Annotated in this window: 16 protein-coding genes; 11 read left to right on the top strand and 5 right to left on the bottom strand. The window is 68.7% G+C overall.

The annotated features are described in order from the left end of the window. Positions 1–503: 503 nt before the first annotated feature. Positions 504–1,568, bottom strand: coding sequence for an NAD(P)/FAD-dependent oxidoreductase (locus tag ACM9NP_RS11460; protein ID WP_415646642.1), 1,065 nt, complete (start codon positions 1,566–1,568; stop codon positions 504–506). A gap of 195 nt (positions 1,569–1,763) precedes the next feature. Between ACM9NP_RS11460 and ACM9NP_RS11465 the strand changes: the two genes are divergently transcribed. After that, positions 1,764–2,351 (top strand): hypothetical protein, encoded by a 588-nt coding sequence (locus ACM9NP_RS11465; RefSeq protein WP_415646643.1) that lies wholly within the window; start codon positions 1,764–1,766, stop codon positions 2,349–2,351. 6 nt (positions 2,352–2,357) lie between these two features. Here ACM9NP_RS11465 and ACM9NP_RS11470 read toward each other — a convergent pair whose 3' ends face one another. Further along, the gene (locus ACM9NP_RS11470; RefSeq protein WP_415646644.1) at positions 2,358–3,722 is read right to left on the bottom strand and encodes an FAD-dependent oxidoreductase; all 1,365 of its coding nucleotides are present in this window, start codon (positions 3,720–3,722) and stop codon (positions 2,358–2,360) included. A gap of 101 nt (positions 3,723–3,823) precedes the next feature. On the opposite strand from ACM9NP_RS11470, the gene ACM9NP_RS11475 reads away from it, so the two are divergent. Both ACM9NP_RS11475 and ACM9NP_RS11480 read left to right on the top strand, forming a co-directional pair. Then, positions 3,824–4,306: a MarR family winged helix-turn-helix transcriptional regulator gene (locus ACM9NP_RS11475; RefSeq protein WP_415646645.1), complete on the top strand. Its 483-nt coding sequence runs from the start codon at positions 3,824–3,826 to the stop codon at positions 4,304–4,306. Between the two features lie 169 nt (positions 4,307–4,475). Further along, entirely contained in the window at positions 4,476–5,084 is a 609-nt protein-coding gene (locus ACM9NP_RS11480) for an alpha/beta fold hydrolase (RefSeq protein WP_415646709.1), read from the top strand. A gap of 281 nt (positions 5,085–5,365) precedes the next feature. Here the strand turns inward: ACM9NP_RS11480 and ACM9NP_RS11485 are convergent, their stop codons facing one another. Together ACM9NP_RS11485 and ACM9NP_RS11490 are read right to left on the bottom strand one after the other, a co-directional pair. Continuing rightward, positions 5,366–6,349: an asparaginase gene (locus ACM9NP_RS11485; protein WP_415646646.1), complete on the bottom strand. Its 984-nt coding sequence runs from the start codon at positions 6,347–6,349 to the stop codon at positions 5,366–5,368. 171 nt (positions 6,350–6,520) lie between these two features. Then, positions 6,521–7,357 (bottom strand): beta-keto acid cleavage family enzyme, encoded by an 837-nt coding sequence (locus ACM9NP_RS11490; protein WP_415646647.1) that lies wholly within the window; start codon positions 7,355–7,357, stop codon positions 6,521–6,523. 514 nt (positions 7,358–7,871) lie between these two features. Between ACM9NP_RS11490 and ACM9NP_RS11495 the strand changes: the two genes are divergently transcribed. The 6 genes from ACM9NP_RS11495 (at position 7,872) to ACM9NP_RS11520 (ending at position 15,656) form a co-directional block, all read left to right on the top strand. Next, complete coding sequence (locus ACM9NP_RS11495; protein ID WP_415646648.1) at positions 7,872–9,515, top strand: fumarate hydratase; 1,644 nt, start codon at positions 7,872–7,874, stop codon at positions 9,513–9,515. Positions 9,516–9,605: 90 nt separating this feature from the next. Further along, positions 9,606–10,091, top strand: coding sequence for a hypothetical protein (locus ACM9NP_RS11500; protein WP_415646649.1), 486 nt, complete (start codon positions 9,606–9,608; stop codon positions 10,089–10,091). A 1,441-nt stretch (positions 10,092–11,532) separates the two neighbouring features. Next, a complete protein-coding gene (locus ACM9NP_RS11505; protein ID WP_415646710.1) occupies positions 11,533–12,249 on the top strand; it encodes an NUDIX hydrolase in 717 nt (238 codons plus the stop codon). A 31-nt stretch (positions 12,250–12,280) separates the two neighbouring features. Then, positions 12,281–13,309 (top strand): molecular chaperone DnaJ, encoded by a 1,029-nt coding sequence (locus tag ACM9NP_RS11510; RefSeq protein ID WP_415646650.1) that lies wholly within the window; start codon positions 12,281–12,283, stop codon positions 13,307–13,309. A gap of 29 nt (positions 13,310–13,338) precedes the next feature. Then, entirely contained in the window at positions 13,339–14,331 is a 993-nt protein-coding gene (locus tag ACM9NP_RS11515) for a hypothetical protein (protein WP_415646651.1), read from the top strand. Next, on the top strand, positions 14,328–15,656 hold the full coding sequence (locus ACM9NP_RS11520) for an adenylosuccinate synthetase (protein ID WP_415646652.1): 1,329 nt from the start codon (positions 14,328–14,330) through the stop codon (positions 15,654–15,656). The genes ACM9NP_RS11515 and ACM9NP_RS11520 overlap by 4 nt, the downstream gene beginning before the upstream one ends. A gap of 293 nt (positions 15,657–15,949) precedes the next feature. Here the strand turns inward: ACM9NP_RS11520 and ACM9NP_RS11525 are convergent, their stop codons facing one another. Continuing rightward, entirely contained in the window at positions 15,950–16,501 is a 552-nt protein-coding gene (locus ACM9NP_RS11525) for a TetR/AcrR family transcriptional regulator (RefSeq protein ID WP_415646653.1), read from the bottom strand. A 107-nt stretch (positions 16,502–16,608) separates the two neighbouring features. Here ACM9NP_RS11525 and ACM9NP_RS11530 point away from each other — a divergent pair, with 107 nt between their 5' ends. Both ACM9NP_RS11530 and ACM9NP_RS11535 read left to right on the top strand, forming a co-directional pair. Further along, a complete protein-coding gene (locus ACM9NP_RS11530) occupies positions 16,609–16,968 on the top strand; it encodes a hypothetical protein (RefSeq protein ID WP_415646654.1) in 360 nt (119 codons plus the stop codon). After that, entirely contained in the window at positions 16,965–17,180 is a 216-nt protein-coding gene (locus ACM9NP_RS11535) for a heavy-metal-associated domain-containing protein (RefSeq protein WP_415646655.1), read from the top strand. Before ACM9NP_RS11530 ends, ACM9NP_RS11535 begins: the two co-directional genes overlap by 4 nt. Positions 17,181–17,215: the final 35 nt, after the last annotated feature.

Below are 17,215 nucleotides of genomic sequence, written 5' to 3' on the forward strand. Positions count from 1 at the left end.
TGGTTGGGCAAAAGTTCCGCTTGGTTGGGCAAATTGCGAAAACACGCCTGTTTCGAACATTTGCCCAACCAAGCGAGACGTTTAACCAACCAAGCGGAGTGGACGGACGGCTCGATCGCGAAGCGCCTTTCGCGTGCCGATGCCCATTCGTCACTGCGACTGCAACTGCCACCCATCCCGCATCGGCGGCGCCGGCCCCGATGCCGACACCGGCCCGACACTGGCCCCGGCCCGACACCGGCCCAGCACTGGCCCCGATACCGATACCGGTACCGGCCTGGCACTGGCACTGGCACTGGCACTGGCACTGGCACTGGCACTGGCACTGGCACTGGCACCCGCGAGCCTCTGCCCAGCGCCCCGACCGATCCACCACGTCTCGAACCGGCCTGGCCACCGCCCGCCGATCTGCCGTTCTCCGATCGACGGGCATCGATAGTGGGCGGCGGCCGGGTCTGCGGTCAGGGACCGGCGATGGCGAACGCAGGTCGCCCGGTCCGTCGCTACTCTCGTTGCGGCCGTTCAGACACCGTGCGTCGAGCGCTCGCCGCGCGACCGCTCACGATCGACTCGGCGTCGGCGGTGAACGGGTCACGCGCGGCCTTTGCGGAGAACGGGTCACGCGCGGCCTCCACCGCGAGCCGCACCTCCTCGTTGATGAGATCGGCGTTGATCTGCGCGCCGGCCATCGCCCCGGCCGCGGCTGACGCGCCGACCTGCGACATCGGCTCCGTGATGTTTCCGGCCACCCACACACCCGGCACGTCGCTCCCGCCGCCGGCGTCGGACGGGATGAAGTTCCCGACGCCCGCCGGATGCTCCACCGGTCGCAAGCCGAGGCCGTCCAGGAAGGCCCCGCGAACGGTCGTACGGGGAGCCGCCGCGACGGCGCTGCGGGCGATGACGCGCCCGTCCCGAAGCCGCACACCGGAAAGCCGCCCGTCGTCCACCTCGAGGCCGACGACCTCACCGTTGACGACGGGAATGCCACGCGCGGCGAGGCGCTCGACGTCCTCGACGGTCGGGGGCGGTGCCGTGTGCGTGAGGAACACGACGTCGTCGCTCCATTGGCGGAACATCAGCGCCTGGTGGACGGCGAGCGGCCCCAGCGCCAACACCCCGATCGCCTGGTCTCGTATCTCCCAACCGTGGCAGTAGGGGCAGTGGACGACGTCGATGCCCCAGTGCTCGCGCAGACCCGCGATGTCGGGCAGTTCGTCGACGACCCCGGACGTCACGAGCAGTCGGCGAGCCCTCGTGCGACGGCCGTCGACGAGCGTCACGTCGAAGTCGTCGCCGTCCCTGGCCACGACATCGACCTCTCCGGGAACGACCTGGCCGCCATAGCCCCGGACTTCGCCGCGTCCGCGTTCCAGCAGTTCGCCGGGCGGCATTCCCTCCCGACCGAGCAGCCCGTGGACGCCCTCGGCGGGCGCGTTGCGCGGAGAACCGGCGTCGATCACGGCGACGGAACGCCGAGCGCGGGCGAGCATCAACGCCCCGTTCAATCCGGCGGCTCCGCCCCCGATGACGACGACGTCGTAGTGTTCGTTCAGTTCTTCGATCATCTTGATCACCTCCGACCCAACCATGCGAGCCTCACCTCGTATCCGCAAATTCTGTTGCCGATACGGCAAACACCGACGTGGTGGGGGCGCCGCACGACGTCACGGTCGCGCGAACGGTGTCGCGGAGCCGATGCGGCACTGTGAGAACCACCTCTGTCCGGGCGATTCCGGCGTGCGCGTTCATAGGATCGAGCGATGACCCGACGTCTCGCCCAACTCGTCATCTCGTGCGCGGTTCTCGGTGTCGGCGTTGGGGTCCTCCTCCTCGCGGGGCTCGGCTCCGACGGCTATTCGACACTCCTCAACGGACTGACGATGACCTCGGGTCTTCCCTTCACCGTCGTCAGCGTGGCCGTCGCGATCGTCTTCGTCGGGCTCGCCTGGACGCGCGGAGTCACCCCGGGAATCGGCACGATCGCCCAGCCCGTCGTCGTCGGTCTGACCGTCGACGCGATGCTGCTGCTCCCGATGTCGGAGAACCTCTGGGTCCGGATCGCGCTGCTGGTGTTGGCCTTCCCGATCCTCGCCCTCGGCGTCGCCGGGTATCTCGCCACCGACACGGGTGCCGGGCCGACGGAGGCCGCCGCGCTCGCGTTCGACCCGCCCGTGGCGTTCCGTTGGAGCTACAGCGTTCTACAGGGCGGCGGCGCCGCGATCGGTTGGCTGCTCGGCGCGGACGTCGGCCCCGGCACGATCGCGGTGATCTTCCTGCTCGGGCCGGTCGTCGACCTGCTGTCGGCGCGCGTCCCGCTGCTACGCCTGCCGGTGCGCAACCCGGCCTGACGACCCCTACTCGCGCCGGTCGGCTCGGTCGTGACCGCGATCGGTGAGCAGGTCGGCGACGAACTTGCGGCGCAGCGCCGGAACACGGTGATGCGCCCGGAAGAAGCCACGGACGAACGCCAGGACGATCCGCCCGACGATCGGCCTGTGAATCGCGGCGTCACCGTTGGTCCCGTTCTGCGCCAACGATTCCGCGACCCTGCTAAAGCCGCGCGGCAGCATCTCGGCCTCGTAGGCGGAGGTGGCGTCCAGCAAGGTGCGCTCGCCGTCGCGGGCCTCCACCAGACGGCGGCACAGGTCGGCGGCGTCCATCAACGCGGTGTTCGCGCCGACGCCCTGCCCCGGCGTCATCGTGTGAATGGCGTCCCCGAGCAGCGTCACGGGCCCGGGCGGCAGCGAGTCGACCGGTTCGGAGGTGCGGATCGCCACGGGGAAGACGCTGCCGGGATCGGCGAGCTCGAACAGCCGCCGCAGCTTCGGGTGCCAACCGGGTGTCATCGCCAGAGCCACGTCGATGAGTTCCCGCCCGCGCATACGCATGACGTCCGGAGGGAACGCGGTCGCGGCGGCCGACAGACCCCAGTTCAGGTAGTCCCGCGTGTTGTCGAAGAGGAGACCGGGCCAACGTTCGATGAGCGCCGTGTCCGAGGCGCCGACACCGACCTTCACCGCCCCGGCTCCGTCCCATTTGAACTCCATCGAGTGGAGGATGCAGAACCGGCCCTTGGGGGCGAAGACCATCGATATGCCCTGATACGCCTCGTCCGGGATCAGCGCCCTGGTCTCCGGCGTGACGGGAACCTTCGCGGCGATCGCGACGACACCGGAGTCCCGCACCGTCGCGTGCGGCAGCAGCTGACGACGCACGGCGGAGTTCGTTCCGTCCGCGCCGACGAGCAGGTCGCCGGTCTCGCTGGTGCCGTCGGCGAACCTCGCAGTGACGCGCTCGCCCTCGAGACGGTCATAGCCGACGAACTTCTTACCATAGTGGATGACGTCGTCGAGGTCGGTGAGGAGCACCTGGCGCAAAGTCATGCGCGACACCGACTTCTCGCTGTCGATCGGGTCGTCCGGCACCGGCAACGGGAACGACGCGGTGGTCGTCAAGCGCTCGGTGTAGACGTTCAGGTATCGGGGCGCGCGGGCACAGGTCGCGACGAAGGTGTCGTACAGCTCTGCGGACAGGCACTCGGCCAGCGCACGGCTCCCGTCGGCGTTGATGCCGACGCGGTAGCCGTGCAGTCCGTCGGCGCGGTGGTGGTCGCGCTCGAATACGGCGACCTCGATCCCGGCGCGGACGAGGCCGTGAGCGAGGCACAGCCCGCCCGTGCCGCCGCCGACGACGAGGACGCGAAAAGGTGTGGTGGACATGTGAGCTCCCGGTTTTCCGGAGCGAACCGCGTCGCGATTCGCTCGAAGATCAGGTATCTTGATTATCAAGTCATATTAATCTTGAGAGCAAAGATACTTGAATGTCAAGCAAAAAAATCAGTGAGCTGCGCCATGATCTCGGCGCGGCGATCCAGGCGCAGCAGTCGGCCGTCGACGACTTCGACGCCACCGTCGCCGTCCAGCTGCGCGTCAACCGAACCGACCTGCGGTGCCTCGAGATCCTGCTCGGCCGGGACGGCGCGACACCCCGCGAGCTCGCCGACGAGCTCGGACTCACCAGCGGCAGCGTCACCGCGATGCTGGACCGATTGTCGAAACAGGACTACCTGACCCGGGCGCCCGACCCGAACGACCGACGCAAACTCGTCATCCGCGCCACCGACACGGTCCGCCGTCTCACCCGGCGGATCTGGGAACCCCTGCTCACCGACGCGAACGCCATGATCGACGACTACTCCGCCGACGAGTTGCGCCTCATCATCGACTTTCTCACCCGAAATCGAGACCTGCAACAACGTCACACCGACCGCGTCCGAAACCTGGGCCAACCGACGCGCGACTGACGGTCCACACAGGAACACATGCGGTTTCGGAGGCCGTCCCTACGCTGACGCGCATGCGTGAACGGCGACAGCTCGACGGCAACGGCATCACCATCTCCTGCCTGATGGACGGCCCCGTCGACGCCCCACCGATGGTCCTCGTCCACGGAGGCAGTCTCAATGCCCAGAACTGGGCTCCGGTCATGGACGTGCTGGCCGACGACTACCGGGTCTATGCCCCCCCGACCCGCGCGGCCACGGGCAGAGTAGTTGGCCGGCCGAGTACTCCTTCGGGCTGCTCGCCGCCGACGTGGACGCGTTCGTGCGCGCGCTCGGTCTGTCGTCGGTGGTGCTGGTCGGGCACTCCATCGGCGGTGCCACCGTTCTGTTGGCCGCGCAGCAGCGCCCGGATTGGTTGGCGGCGCTCGTGTTGGAGGAGCCCACCGTCATTCGGCCGGGGCTCCCGACCATCTACCCACCGAAGTGCCCCGACGGCACGACCGGCGTCGACTGGGACGCCGTCGTCCACGGCCTGTACGCCGACTTCAACGACCCGGACCCCGCCTACTGGGATCGTCTGGCGGACATCGACGTGCCGACGCTCGTCTTCGTGGGCGCGGACGAGAACCTGAACCCGAAGCAGGAACGCATGCACGAGGCGGCGGCGCTGATCCCCCACGTCCGGGTGAGGACCATCGCGGTCGGCCACCGGGTTCACGAGGTGGCGCCCGACCGGTTCCTCGACGCCCTCAACGCGTTCCTCGGGCCTTCCGGTCCCACTCCCCGCTTGGTTGGCTAAAAGTTCCGCTTGGTTGGGCAAATTGCGAAAACGCGCCTGATTCCGACATTTGACCAACCAAGCCGGACGTTTGACCAACCAAGCGGAATGGACGGACGGGCCGGGTGGTCGGAAGTTCGGAGCCATGTCGAATCCGGTGGTGTGCCTCAACTCCGCCGGGGGTGTGGCTTGACCCGCTGGAGGTCTGACTTGACTTCGCTAGTGGTCTGCCTCGACTCCGCTGGTGGTGGACCGGACGAGGGCCGTTGGCGCGGTGCCGATCCGGCAGCGCGCGAGGGGCGTTAATCCTCGGGCCACAGCGGGACGACCGCGCCGACGGGCTCGCCGCCGCCGAGCAGCGGAGTCTCCGCGAGTTCGTCGAGGCTCTCCTCGTCGACGTCCAACCCGGACAGATCGAGCGTGCGCAGCGCGGCGACTGCGACCGGGACCGCCGCGCGGTGCTGGCCGTCGTCGATCTTCACCGCGACGGCGCCGACGCCGGGTACCGCGATCGCGGCGATGCCCTCGGCCCCGCCCTTCGACAACAGGCCCGGGACGGCGCGCATCAGCTGGGTGTCACTGCCGTGGGTGCCCGAGACGAGTTCCGGGTGGGCCCGCATCGCGTCGGCGATGGCGCGTTCGTGACTGCCGGGTTCGGCGTCGACGAAACGCTGGAACGCCAGGGCGAGATTCAACAGGGGAACCGCGAAGAGCGGAGCGCCGCAGCCGTCGATTCCCGTGGCCCCGATCTGGGTGCCTGCCAGGTCGATGACGGCCTCGCGGTTGGCGACCTGCAGCGGATGCTCGGGGTCGAGGTAGTCGTCGGTGGACCAGCCGGCGTTGAGGCAGGTGAGGAGCATCGCGGCGTGTTTACCGGAGCAGTTCATCATGATCGGGCTCGGGCCGCCTCCGGCCGCGAGCACGGCGTCGCGCGCGTCGGCGTCCGAGGGCAGGTCCGCCGGGCACTGGAGGTCTGATTCGGACAGTCGCGCGTCGCGCAGGATGCGGCGGACCCGTTCAATGTGGAAGGGCTCGCCACGGTGGCTCGCGGTCGCGATCGCCAGGTCGGCGTCGTCGGTGAACGTCAATCCCGACCGCAACGCGCCGACCGATTGCATCGGCTTGTTCGCCGAGCGCGGGAAGATCGGGGATTCGATGTCGCCCAATTGATTGCGGATACTCCCGGAGGCGTCGAGGACCACGACGCTGCCGCGGTGGATGCCTTCGGTAAAGCCGGATCGCACCACGTCCGCGACCGGTTCGCCGCCACGATAACTCTCGTTCACGTTGAGAAAGTATCGTCCCGGCGACCATGAAAGCGAGCGATTGTGCGCAACGTGACGGCGACTTTTTGTGCGGATGATGGCGGGGAGTCGGGACATCCGATGGGACGCCTGTCACCAAGTCCCGGCGACGGACGCCCCCGACAACGGTCCACGATGTCCTGACGCGGCCCGTCAGGAGCGGATACCTAGGAGATCGCGAGCGTCCGCAATGGTCATCGCGGGGCGCTGGGCGAGCGCCGCGGCCTCGGACGCTCGGCGCACGAGCTGCGCGTTGCTCTCGACGGGTTGACGGCGGGCGTACGAGGTCGTGTCCTCCATGCCGACCCGCAGGTGGCCCCCGGCGGCGAGCGCGGTGAACATGACGGGCAGGGTGCCGCGCCCGATTCCGGTGGCGGAGAACGTCGCGTCGGCGGGGAGGTACCGGCGGGCGGCGTCGGCGAACGCGGTGACGGTCTCGGCGTCGGCGGCCGCCCCGCCGGGAACTCCGAGCACGAAGTCGACGTGGACGTGCCCGCCGAACGGGAGGCCGTGCTTGTCGAGGAGGCGGGCGAGTGACACGAGGTGGCCGAGGTCGAAGATCTCGTACTCGGGCACGATCCGGCGGTCGCGCATGCGCTGGTGCAGTTCGACGATGAACGCCGACCGGTTCATGAAGACGTCGTCGCCGAAGTTGACGGTGCCCATCGTGCAGGACGCCATGTCGGGAGCGGCTTCGAGCACGCGGAGGCGGTGCTCCTCGGGGTCGGTGACGGCGCCGCCGCTCGACAGTTGGACGATCAGGTTCGTGTTGGAGCGCAACGCTTCGACGGTGGCGGTGAGTCGGCCCAGGTCGAGGGTCGGCTTCGCCTCGTCGTCGCGGATGTGCACGTGGATGACGGACGCCCCGGCCGCCTCGCACGCAACCGCCTCGGCCACGAGTTCGTCGAGGGTGACGGGCAGGGCGGGCACGTCCTGCTTGCTGGATTCGGCACCGGTCGGGGCGACGGTGATCAACGTTGATGCACTCATAGTCGCCGATCTTGCCACTCGGCGCCGCACCCTCTCACGTGGGGAGATTCATCGTGACCGGCCCCGGCTCGTCGTCGGGGCGGGCCGCCACGGTGGTGGCGAACGTCGGGGCGGGTCGGCCCCGTGAGGGCTCCAGGCGGGAGGTCCGGCCGCGCCGAGGCGCTCGGATGTCCGTCTCATCAAGGTCGGAGCGCTGGGACCGCTGGGCGTGGGTCCTCGGCGAGTGGGCGCGTTCGCGAGACGGTCGGTGTCTTCCGGTTCGACGCCGTCAAAGGTGGCAGGGACGCGCCGACGTCGAGGCGGGTGCCCACCCGGCAGGGAGACGGCCCCCTCGCCCCGCAGACGTGACGGGCGCGGGAAGCCTTGGGGCGCCTCGCTTGGCGTGATCTTCGTGTCGACGAAGGCACTCGAACACCGCCGTGACTCGACGCGGTCCGTCGGACGACGGGGTCGGCGCGGTCACGGCGTGTGAGGCGGGGCGAGTGGGTCTCGGCCGACGGTTATCGTGGTGGTTGTGACAGCTGACTTCGCCTACACCGACCTGCTCCCGCTCGGTGCCGACGACACCCCGTACCGCAAGATCGGTGACGAGGGCGTCGAGGTGATCGAGGCGGGTGGCCGGCGACTCCTGACGGTCGCGCCAGAGGCCCTGACCCGTCTCACCGCCGAGGCCATGCGGGACATCTCGCACCTGCTGCGACCGGATCACCTGCGCCAGTTGGCGTCCATCATGGATGACCCGGAGGCGTCGAACAACGACAAGTTCGTGGCCCTGGACCTGTTGAAGAACGCGAACATCGCGGCCGGGGGCGTCCTCCCGATGTGCCAGGACACCGGCACCGCGATCGTCATGGGCAAGCGGGGACGGCACGTCCTCACCGACGGGAACGACTCGGCGCACCTCGCGCGCGGCGTCTGGCAGGCGTACCGGGATCTGAACCTGCGGTACTCCCAGCTCGCCCCACTGTCCATGTGGGACGAGAAGAACACGGGGACGAACCTGCCCGCGCAGATCGAGCTGTACGCCGAGGGCGATGACGCGTACAAGTTCCTGTTCATGGCGAAGGGCGGCGGCAGCGCCAACAAGTCGTTCCTTTACCAGGAGACGAAGGCCGTGCTCAACCCCACGGCGATGATGCGGTTCCTGGAGGAGAAACTCCGCGCGCTGGGGACGGCCGCCTGCCCGCCCTACCACCTCGCGATCGTGGTCGGCGGCACGAGCGCCGAGTTCGCGTTGAAGACGGCGAAGTACGCCTCCGCGCACTACCTCGACACCCTGCCGACGGAGGGTTCCGAGTCCGGGCACGGTTTCCGTGATCTGGAGTTGGAGAAGCAGGTCCTGGAGCTGACCCGCAAGTTCGGTATCGGCGCCCAGTTCGGTGGGAAGTACTTCTGCCACGACGTCCGCGTCGTCCGCCTGCCTCGGCACGGCGCCTCCTGCCCCGTCGCGATCGCCGTGTCGTGCTCCGCCGACCGCCAGATGCTCGGCAAGATCACGGCCGACGGGCTGTTTCTGGAGCAGTTGGAGACCGACCCGGCGAAGTACCTGCCGGAGACGACGGACGCCGATGTCGGCTCCGACGTCGTGCAGATCGACCTCAACCGGCCGATGGACGAGATCCGCGCCGAGCTGTCGCGGTACCCGGTCAAGACGCGACTGTCCCTGTCCGGGCCGCTCGTCGTCGCCCGCGACATCGCGCACGCGAAGATCGCCGAGCGTCTCGACGCGGGGGAGCCGATGCCGTCGTACCTGCGTGACCACGCGGTCTACTACGCGGGCCCCGCGAAGACGCCGGAAGGGTACGCGTCGGGTTCCTTCGGACCTACCACCGCCGGCCGCATGGACTCCTATGTGGAAAAATTCCAGGCCGCGGGCGGCTCGATGGTGATGCTCGCCAAGGGAAACCGCTCCAAGCAGGTGACCGACGCCTGTGACACTCACGGCGGTTTCTACCTCGGTTCGATCGGCGGCCCCGCCGCCCGCCTCGCCCAAGACTGCATCAAATCCGTCGAGGTACTCGAATACCCCGAACTGGGGATGGAGGCGATCTGGAAGATCGACGTCGTCGACTTCCCCGCGTTCATCGTCGTCGACGACAAGGGCAACGACTTCTTCGCGTCCACCAGCAAGCCGGTCCTGACCATCTCGACCCGATAGCCGCGCGACCGGATCTCTTTGCACGCGTTTCGTATCGTGGTGCCCGGAGCACGTGATAATCCACAGTGCACGCAACGGGAGGAGAAAGTCATGACCGAGGACCGGACCCGACCGGCGGACACCGAAACGCGCCGAGCCGTCGACGCGGCCGTCGTCACGCGGCGACCGAAGCGCGTCATCGCGGCGACCATCCTGTTGTGCGGCATGGCGGGCATCGCCATGGTGTACGCGGTCCTGCCGATCCTGTTGACGCTGACCGGTTCCATGATGATGAACCCCGCGACCGTGGGCGTCCTCGTCGTGAGCGCCATCGTCCTGGCCGCCGTGGCGCTCTTGACCATCCTGCGTCGCGAAGTCGGGCGTCTCGGCGCGATCGCGGCGATGGCCCTCATCGCGGCCGCCACGGTGTGGGCGCTCGTCATGTACGCGACCGCGACGACGGACGATCACTTCCGGGTGCTCTCGCGGCCCGCGATGGTCACGATCTGCGCGGTCGTCACAGCGATGCCGGTCACCGGGATAGTCCTACTGTGGAACAAGACGGCGGCGGCCTGGTTCCACTCCCGCCCACGCTGACGATTCCGAGGGCTCGGACCTTGTCGTCGCGCAACCTAAGACGGACGATCTCCCACGGCGAGCCGTCCTCGAAAGGCGCCATTCGACTCCGCGCACGGCGATCGCCAGCCGAGTCCATAAAGGACGACTGTCGCGACCGGATGCGAGCCCTGGCATCGACCTCGGCACGCCCTCTTTCCTCAATGCTCCACAATAGACTCGAAGCCTCGCGGTCACGTTGCCACGACCATCCAAAGCGTCTAGTGGATCGATCTCGCCGTTGCGCGCCAACGGCGATCGATGCGGTGATCGTCGCGGGGTCCCGCCAGCCCATGCCCATGGGGAGGGGGATCGCGTCCGGAAAGTCGGCGGATCGCGTTGCGGGGGCCGCATACCGTGAGGCCGGGTGCCCTCGATCGAGCGGCGCCCCGGTATCACGGGAGGTACCTTGACTCACCATCACGATCCAACGGCACGGGAACCGTCGATACAGGATGAATCATCCGGCGCCGGCCCGATCTCACCGGGGGCGGCGACGCCATCGAAACCTCCGGCCGAACCGCTCGCGCTCGCACCCATCATCACCAAATCGCTGCTGGCATCCCTGTTCAGCGCCAGCCTCCTCCTCGTCGCGACCCCGTATCCCGACGTCACGCTGGCGCCGCTGCCACACGTGATCGCGGTCGTCGCCAGCGTATGTCTCATGTGGGCGGGAGTCCGCATCGGCCATGTCCTCACGCTGGTGACGATCGGCTCCCTCACCTGGGCGCTCGTCACCGCACTCGTGCCACTGTGGTCCACTTGGGTCCGGGGTGAAGCGGCACCGGGTGCGCAGTACCCGATGGGCCATCTCGCGGCGTGCGCGATCATCGGAACCGTCGCCGTCATCGTCCTCGGCGGACGCACGACTCGCGAACGCTTCGGCCTTCGACGGAGGACGAGCGGCGCGCTCGTCACCGCGCTCATCGCGCTGGCCGTCACTCAGTCAATCGTCCTGTTCCGTCCGATGGCGAACGTCCATCCCGGACAATTGGGCGTGGACAACGCGCTGCTCGGCGGCGTCCTGCTCATCGCACTGTTCGTGCGACGCCTCGATCGCGCCGTCGCCCTCGCCATGGTGGTCGCGGGCGCGGCGCTCCATACCGGACTCGCCGGGGCTCTAAACGTTCTCACGACATCCCAGCCGCCGATGCCCCTGGCACATGTCGGCCTCGTCGCCGCCGCGACGGCGGTCGTCATCGTNGGGGCGCGCCNCCCCGACGAGCCCGCCCGGCACTGACGGACACGACAACCCCGGCCCCGCAACGGTTTCCCGACTTCGCGAAATCGATCGGGGACCGGGGTTGCGCTCTGCCCAGGTCATGTGTTTTACTCATTATGAGATTTACTCAATCTGAGTTAAACAGGAGTGCCGGTGACCGCCGAGGAAAAGCCCGACTACAACCCACACGACTACCCGCCGATGGCGGTCACCGTCGACATCGTGGCGTTGACCATTCGCGACCAACAGCCCCACGTGCTGCTGATCCGTCGTGGGGAGGCGCCGTACAAGGGCGCCTGGGCACTGCCCGGCGGCTTCGTGCAACCCGACGAGGACCTCGCCGACGCGGCCCTGCGCGAACTGGCCGAAGAGACGCACCTGACCGACGGCCCGCACCTCGAACAACTCGGCACCTACGGCACCCCCGACCGAGACCCGCGCATGCGCGTCATCTCGGTCGCGTACCTCGCGCTCGCGGCGGGCCTGCCGGAACCGAAGTCCGGCTCCGACGCGGCGGGAGCCGAATGGATTCGGCTGGCGGACATGGGTTTCGGCGGCGCTGCGGAGCCGCTGCCGCTCGCGTTCGACCACGCCGTCATCCTCGCCGACGCCGTGGAGCGCGCGCGGGCGAAGCTCGAGTACACCCCGATCGCGACGTCCTTCCTGCCCGGCGAGTTCACGATCACCCAGCTGCGGGAGATCTATGAGGCATTGTGGAATGAGCCCCTGCACGCGGCGAACTTCCAGCGGAAGGTGCAGTCCGTACCCGGCTTCGTCATCGACTGTGGACGGGTGACGGCGGCCGGCGGGGGGAAGGGCGGCCGCCGGGCCCGCCTGTACCGCGCCGGCGACGCGAACCTCCTGCATCCGGCGCTGCTGCGCACGACACCCGAAGACCCGTCGTCCACCGAGGCCTGACCCGCCCACCGAACCAGACAGGAGACAGCCGATGCCGTCGAAGACCTTCACCGAAGCCGTCGCGTCCGTGACGGCCGCGAGCGACCCCACCGATCTGTTCGGGCACCGCACATCCGATGGTTCCAACGGGCGGCACCGTTACCTGGCGCTCGTCAAACTCCTGCACCCCGACACGGTCGACGCCGCGAGCTCCGCGGCAGCCCACGAGGTGTTCGCCAAACTCAATCGGCTGTGGCAGGACTTCCGCGACGACACACACGGCACCGTCAGCGTCGGCGGGTCGACCTACCGGCTGGGACGCGTACCCCGGCACGACGACATCGCCGCCTGCTATCCGCTCCACGACGATGCCGGGCGTTCCCGCGTCGAGCTGCGACTCGCGCGCGACCCGGCCGACAACGACCTGATCAGAGCCGAGGCCGAAGCCCTCGACCGGATCGCCAAACAGGGAGACCCCCGCTTCAAGGCGTACGTTCCCCGGCCCGCCGCGACGATTCGCCTGCGCGACAAGGACACCGGCACGGAGCGGTGCGGAAACGTCCTGCCGCGCCTGCACGGTTTCGTGTCGCTGCGCGCCGTCGCCTCGAGCCGCCCCGACGGCCTCGATCCACGGGACGTGGCATGGATGTGGCGACGCCTGCTCGTCGCGCTCGGGCACACGCACCGCGCGGGAATCGTGCACGGCGCGATCCTGCCCGAGCACGTCCTCATCCACCCCGAGGAGCACGGCCTCATCCTGTCCAACTGGTACTACGCGGTCGCCATCGGCAAGCCCCTCTCCGCGGTCGTCGAACGCGCGACCGCCGCCTATCCACGGGAGGTGTTCGACCGCGCCCCGGCCCAGCCGTCGCTCGACATCGCCATGGCCACCACCTGCATGACGGATCTCATCGGCGCGCGAATCCCCGATCGACTGCGGGACTTCGCACGCGGATGCGCCCACACCGCCCCGAACCGCCGACCCCCCGACGCCTGGGAGCTCCTGTCCGAACTGGACGAGATCCTAGATCGGCTGTGGGGGCCGCGAAAGTTCCGTCCATTCAAGATGACCGTCAACTAACGAAAAATCTCAAGAGAAGGAGACCCACCATGGGAAGTGGAGCCTGGTCGACCAATGTGTACGGTGCCGCCAAGGCGTACCGTGCGCGCACCGGAACGAGCGCCTTCGCCTACAGCGACTCGCTGTCGGGCACGAGCCGAGACAAGTGGCACGTCCACGACAGCCTCGACCCGGCGCGCGCGAACATCCGTGAAAGCCGCGACAGCGACGAACACCCCACGTCGCAGGCCATCAGCGTCATCTTCGACGTCACCGGATCTATGGGTTCGATCCCCCGCACCCTCCAGACGAAACTGCCCGGACTGTTCGGTCTGCTGCTGCGCAAGGGATACCTCGCCCATCCGCAGATCATGTTCGGCGGCGTCGGCGACGCCACATGCGACCGCGTCCCGCTCCAAGTCGGACAGTTCGAATCGGACAATCGGATGGACGACGACCTCGGGAACATCTTCCTCGAAGGCGGCGGCGGAGGCCAGCGAACCGAATCCTACGAACTCGCCATGTACTTCCTGGCTCGGCACACCGCCATGGACTGCCTGGAGAAACGCGGACGACGCGGCTACCTGTTCCTCCTCGGCGACGAGATGGCCTACGGCCACGTCAAAGCCGACGAGGTCCGTGCCGTCATCGGCGACGAGATCACCGACGACATCCCCCTCACCGAGATCGTCGCCGAACTACGCGCCAAGTTCGAGGTGTACTACATCGTCCCCGGCGACGCCTACCACGCCCGCGACCCACAGATCACGAAGTTCTGGCGTTCACTGTTCGGCCAGAACGTGATCGTCCTCGACGACCTCGCGGCCGTCTGCGAGACGATCGCGCTGACCATCGGCCTCAACGAGGACGCCATCGACCTCGCCGAAGGGCTCGCCGACCTCGTCGACGTCGGCTTCGACTCGACAGAGGTCGTCGGTAAAGCGCTGGCGCCGTTGGCTTCGAGCCGTACCGTCGCCGTCGCCCCCGCAGGGCTCGACACCGACGGCTCGCTCGGCGTCCCCGGTGGGGCTCGGCGACTGTGAGAGACGAACACGTCATCGTCGTCGACCTCGGCTTCGGCGATGCCGGCAAGGGCACCATCGTGGACTGGCTGTGCCGGAACGGCGAACGTTCCGCCGTCATCCGGTTCAACGGTGGTGCCCAAGCCGCCCACAACGTCGTCACCGATGACGGCCGACACCACACCTTCGCGCAGTTCGGCGCCGGTTCCTTCGTGCCCGGCGTGCCAACGCATCTCGCCCACACCGTGCTGGTCGACCCGTTCGCGCTCGTCGGGGAGGCCGCGCATCTCGCGTCCGTCGGTGTCGGCGACGTCTTCGACCGGCTCACCGTCGACGAGCGGGCCCTGCTCACCACGCCGTGGCACCGCGCCGCGAACCAGGCGCGGGAGCTGGCGCGCGGAACGGCCCGCCACGGCTCGTGCGGCATGGGCATCGGAGAGACCGCCCGCTACGCGCTCGCGCACCCGGACGACGCCCCGACCGTCGGCGACTGCCGCCGCCCGCAAGTGCTGCGCCGCAAGCTTCGCGCGCTCGCCGCTCGTGTCGGGACGACCGACTGGGACGGGCCGACCGCCGAGCCGACCGACCCGAAGCCGACTCCCGTCGACGTGCCGAATGTGGACGACGTCATGGAGGTGCTCGCGTTGTTCGCCGACGCGACCCGGATCGTCGATGGTGGACACATCGGCGGCCTGCTCGACCGCGGCCCGGTCGTCTTCGAGGGCGCCCAAGGTGTGCTCCTGGACGAGTGGGCCGGTTTCCACCCGTACACCACGTGGTCGACGACCACGACCGCCAACGCCCTGTCCATACTCGCCGAACACGGGCACCGGTCGCTCCGGCTCGGCGTCCTGCGGACCTACACGACCCGGCACGGCGCCGGGCCGCTCCCGACCGAGGACGCGACGCTCGCCGCGTCGCTTCCGGAACCCCACAACGGAACCGGGCTCTGGCAGGGCGCCTTCCGCGTCGGGCACTTCGACGCGGTCGCCCACCGGTACGCGCTCGACGCGACCGGCGGCGTCGACGCCCTCGCGGTGACCCACCTCGACGTCGTGGCCCGGAACGCGGCACTCGACGCCCCACGCCTCGGAATCTGTGACGAGTACCGGACCCCGAGCGGGGCCGCGTGGAGGCCGACTCCACCGGAGTCCCACGACCTGGACCGCCAGGCTCGCCTCACCGAAACGCTGAGCGCGGTCACGCCGGTGCTCCACGACGCACCATCCTCAACGGACGCATGGCTCGCCGAGGTCTCCGGTCGGCTCGACACCCCGATCGCCGTGACCTCGCACGGCCCCACGGCCTCGGCGAAACGCGGCACAGCCGCCGCCTTCCGTCGGTGACGACCGTGTGGGCACTGCGCTCCGGCCGTCCGTTGGCGCGTCCGTACGTGCGGAGGACTCGATCAGCACCGCGACCGGCCGACCCCGACTACGACTTACCATCCATTGTGGATTTTCCACAATCCGGCGGTTGTCCACAGGCTCGCGAAACCAAGCTTGACGCCCACGCCTGGCACCCGGCTACGCTCGTGAGCATGGGGCGGAGGATTGGAGGCCCCCACGGGTGAAGCCGTTGGGGCACCGCCGAACCAGTACCCGACACCCCCGGTTCCCGTGAACGTCCGCACCGCGTTTCAGCGAAGTCGGCCAGGGTGCGCGCCGTAGAGACGCAACAGGCTGTCTCTCAGGGGTTCGGGCGCCCGGTCACCGGTCGACGGAAGGGCTTCCTGTGCCGCGAGGTGGCTGAGGGCGACGGTGCTGGCGAGCAGCCAGTTCGCGTCGACGTCGGGAGAGAAGGTTCCGTCCCCCTGGCCCCGTTCGATGAGCGCGGTCAACCGTGCGCCCAACGGATCGTGCAGGGCGGCGGTGTCCTCGACGGGCAGCCGAGCGATCGCCTCCCGCAGCGCCTTGCCGTAGACGTTCGCGCGGACCCACAGCGCGTCGATCGTGCGAAGCAGCGCCGCGTCCGCCGGGCCCGCCTCCGGTTCGGCGGAATCCAAGGCCGCCATTACATCCGTGGTCATCCGTTCGGCGGCGGCGAACAGCAGCGCCCGACGCGACGGGTAGTGCGCGTACACGGTCTGCCGACTCACGCCCGAGGCGGTCGCGATCTCCTCCACGCTCACGTCGGGGCGCTCGGCGAGCAAGTCGACGGCCGCGTCGAGGATCGCGGCGGCGCTGCGCACGGCGTCCCCTCGCCGCCGGGGCGAAGAAGGCAACTTTGACATCTTGTCAAGATTAGCCATCCGAGATAACTTTGACACCACTGTCAAAGTTAGCGATCGGAAATCATGTGGACGTACACGGCTATCTGACCGACTACTCGAACGACCTCGTGTTCGGCACGGACGATCCCGCGACCGTCATCGACCGCTACCACGCGCCCGGCTTCGACATGACGGTCGACGGTCGGGTGTGGAGTCGGGAGCGCCTGATCGCCCATGCCCACCCCGTCCGCCGGAACACGGTCTCCGCCGAGGTGGTCGTACGCCGGACGCTGGTCACCGGCCGTGACTTCGCCGCCGTGCACGACCTTCGAGCGACGACCCGCGCCGGCCACGAGGTGAACATCTCGGTCCTGTCGCTCGGGCGCATCGCCGAGGACGGACGCATCGCCCGCATCAACCAGACCCAGCTGCCGGAGTCGACATGACCGTCCACGTCGCCGAGTACCGCGTCAGCGGGATGGCCTGCGAGACCTGCGTCCTCACGATCACGGAGGAGGTGCGCCTCCTGCCGGGATTCCGAGACGTCAGCGTCGACCTCGACACGGAGGTGCTGCGACTCGGCAGCAGCGAGCCGATCGACCCCACCGCCGTCATCGCCGCCATAGACACCGCCGGTTACCGGGCCGAAGTCGCATGAGCGCGTCCCGGCACGCGCACGCCCGTCACTGCTGA

The sequence above is a fragment of the Stackebrandtia soli genome, from assembly GCF_965137155.1.
Classification (GTDB): Bacteria; Actinomycetota; Actinomycetes; order Mycobacteriales; family Micromonosporaceae; genus Stackebrandtia; species Stackebrandtia soli.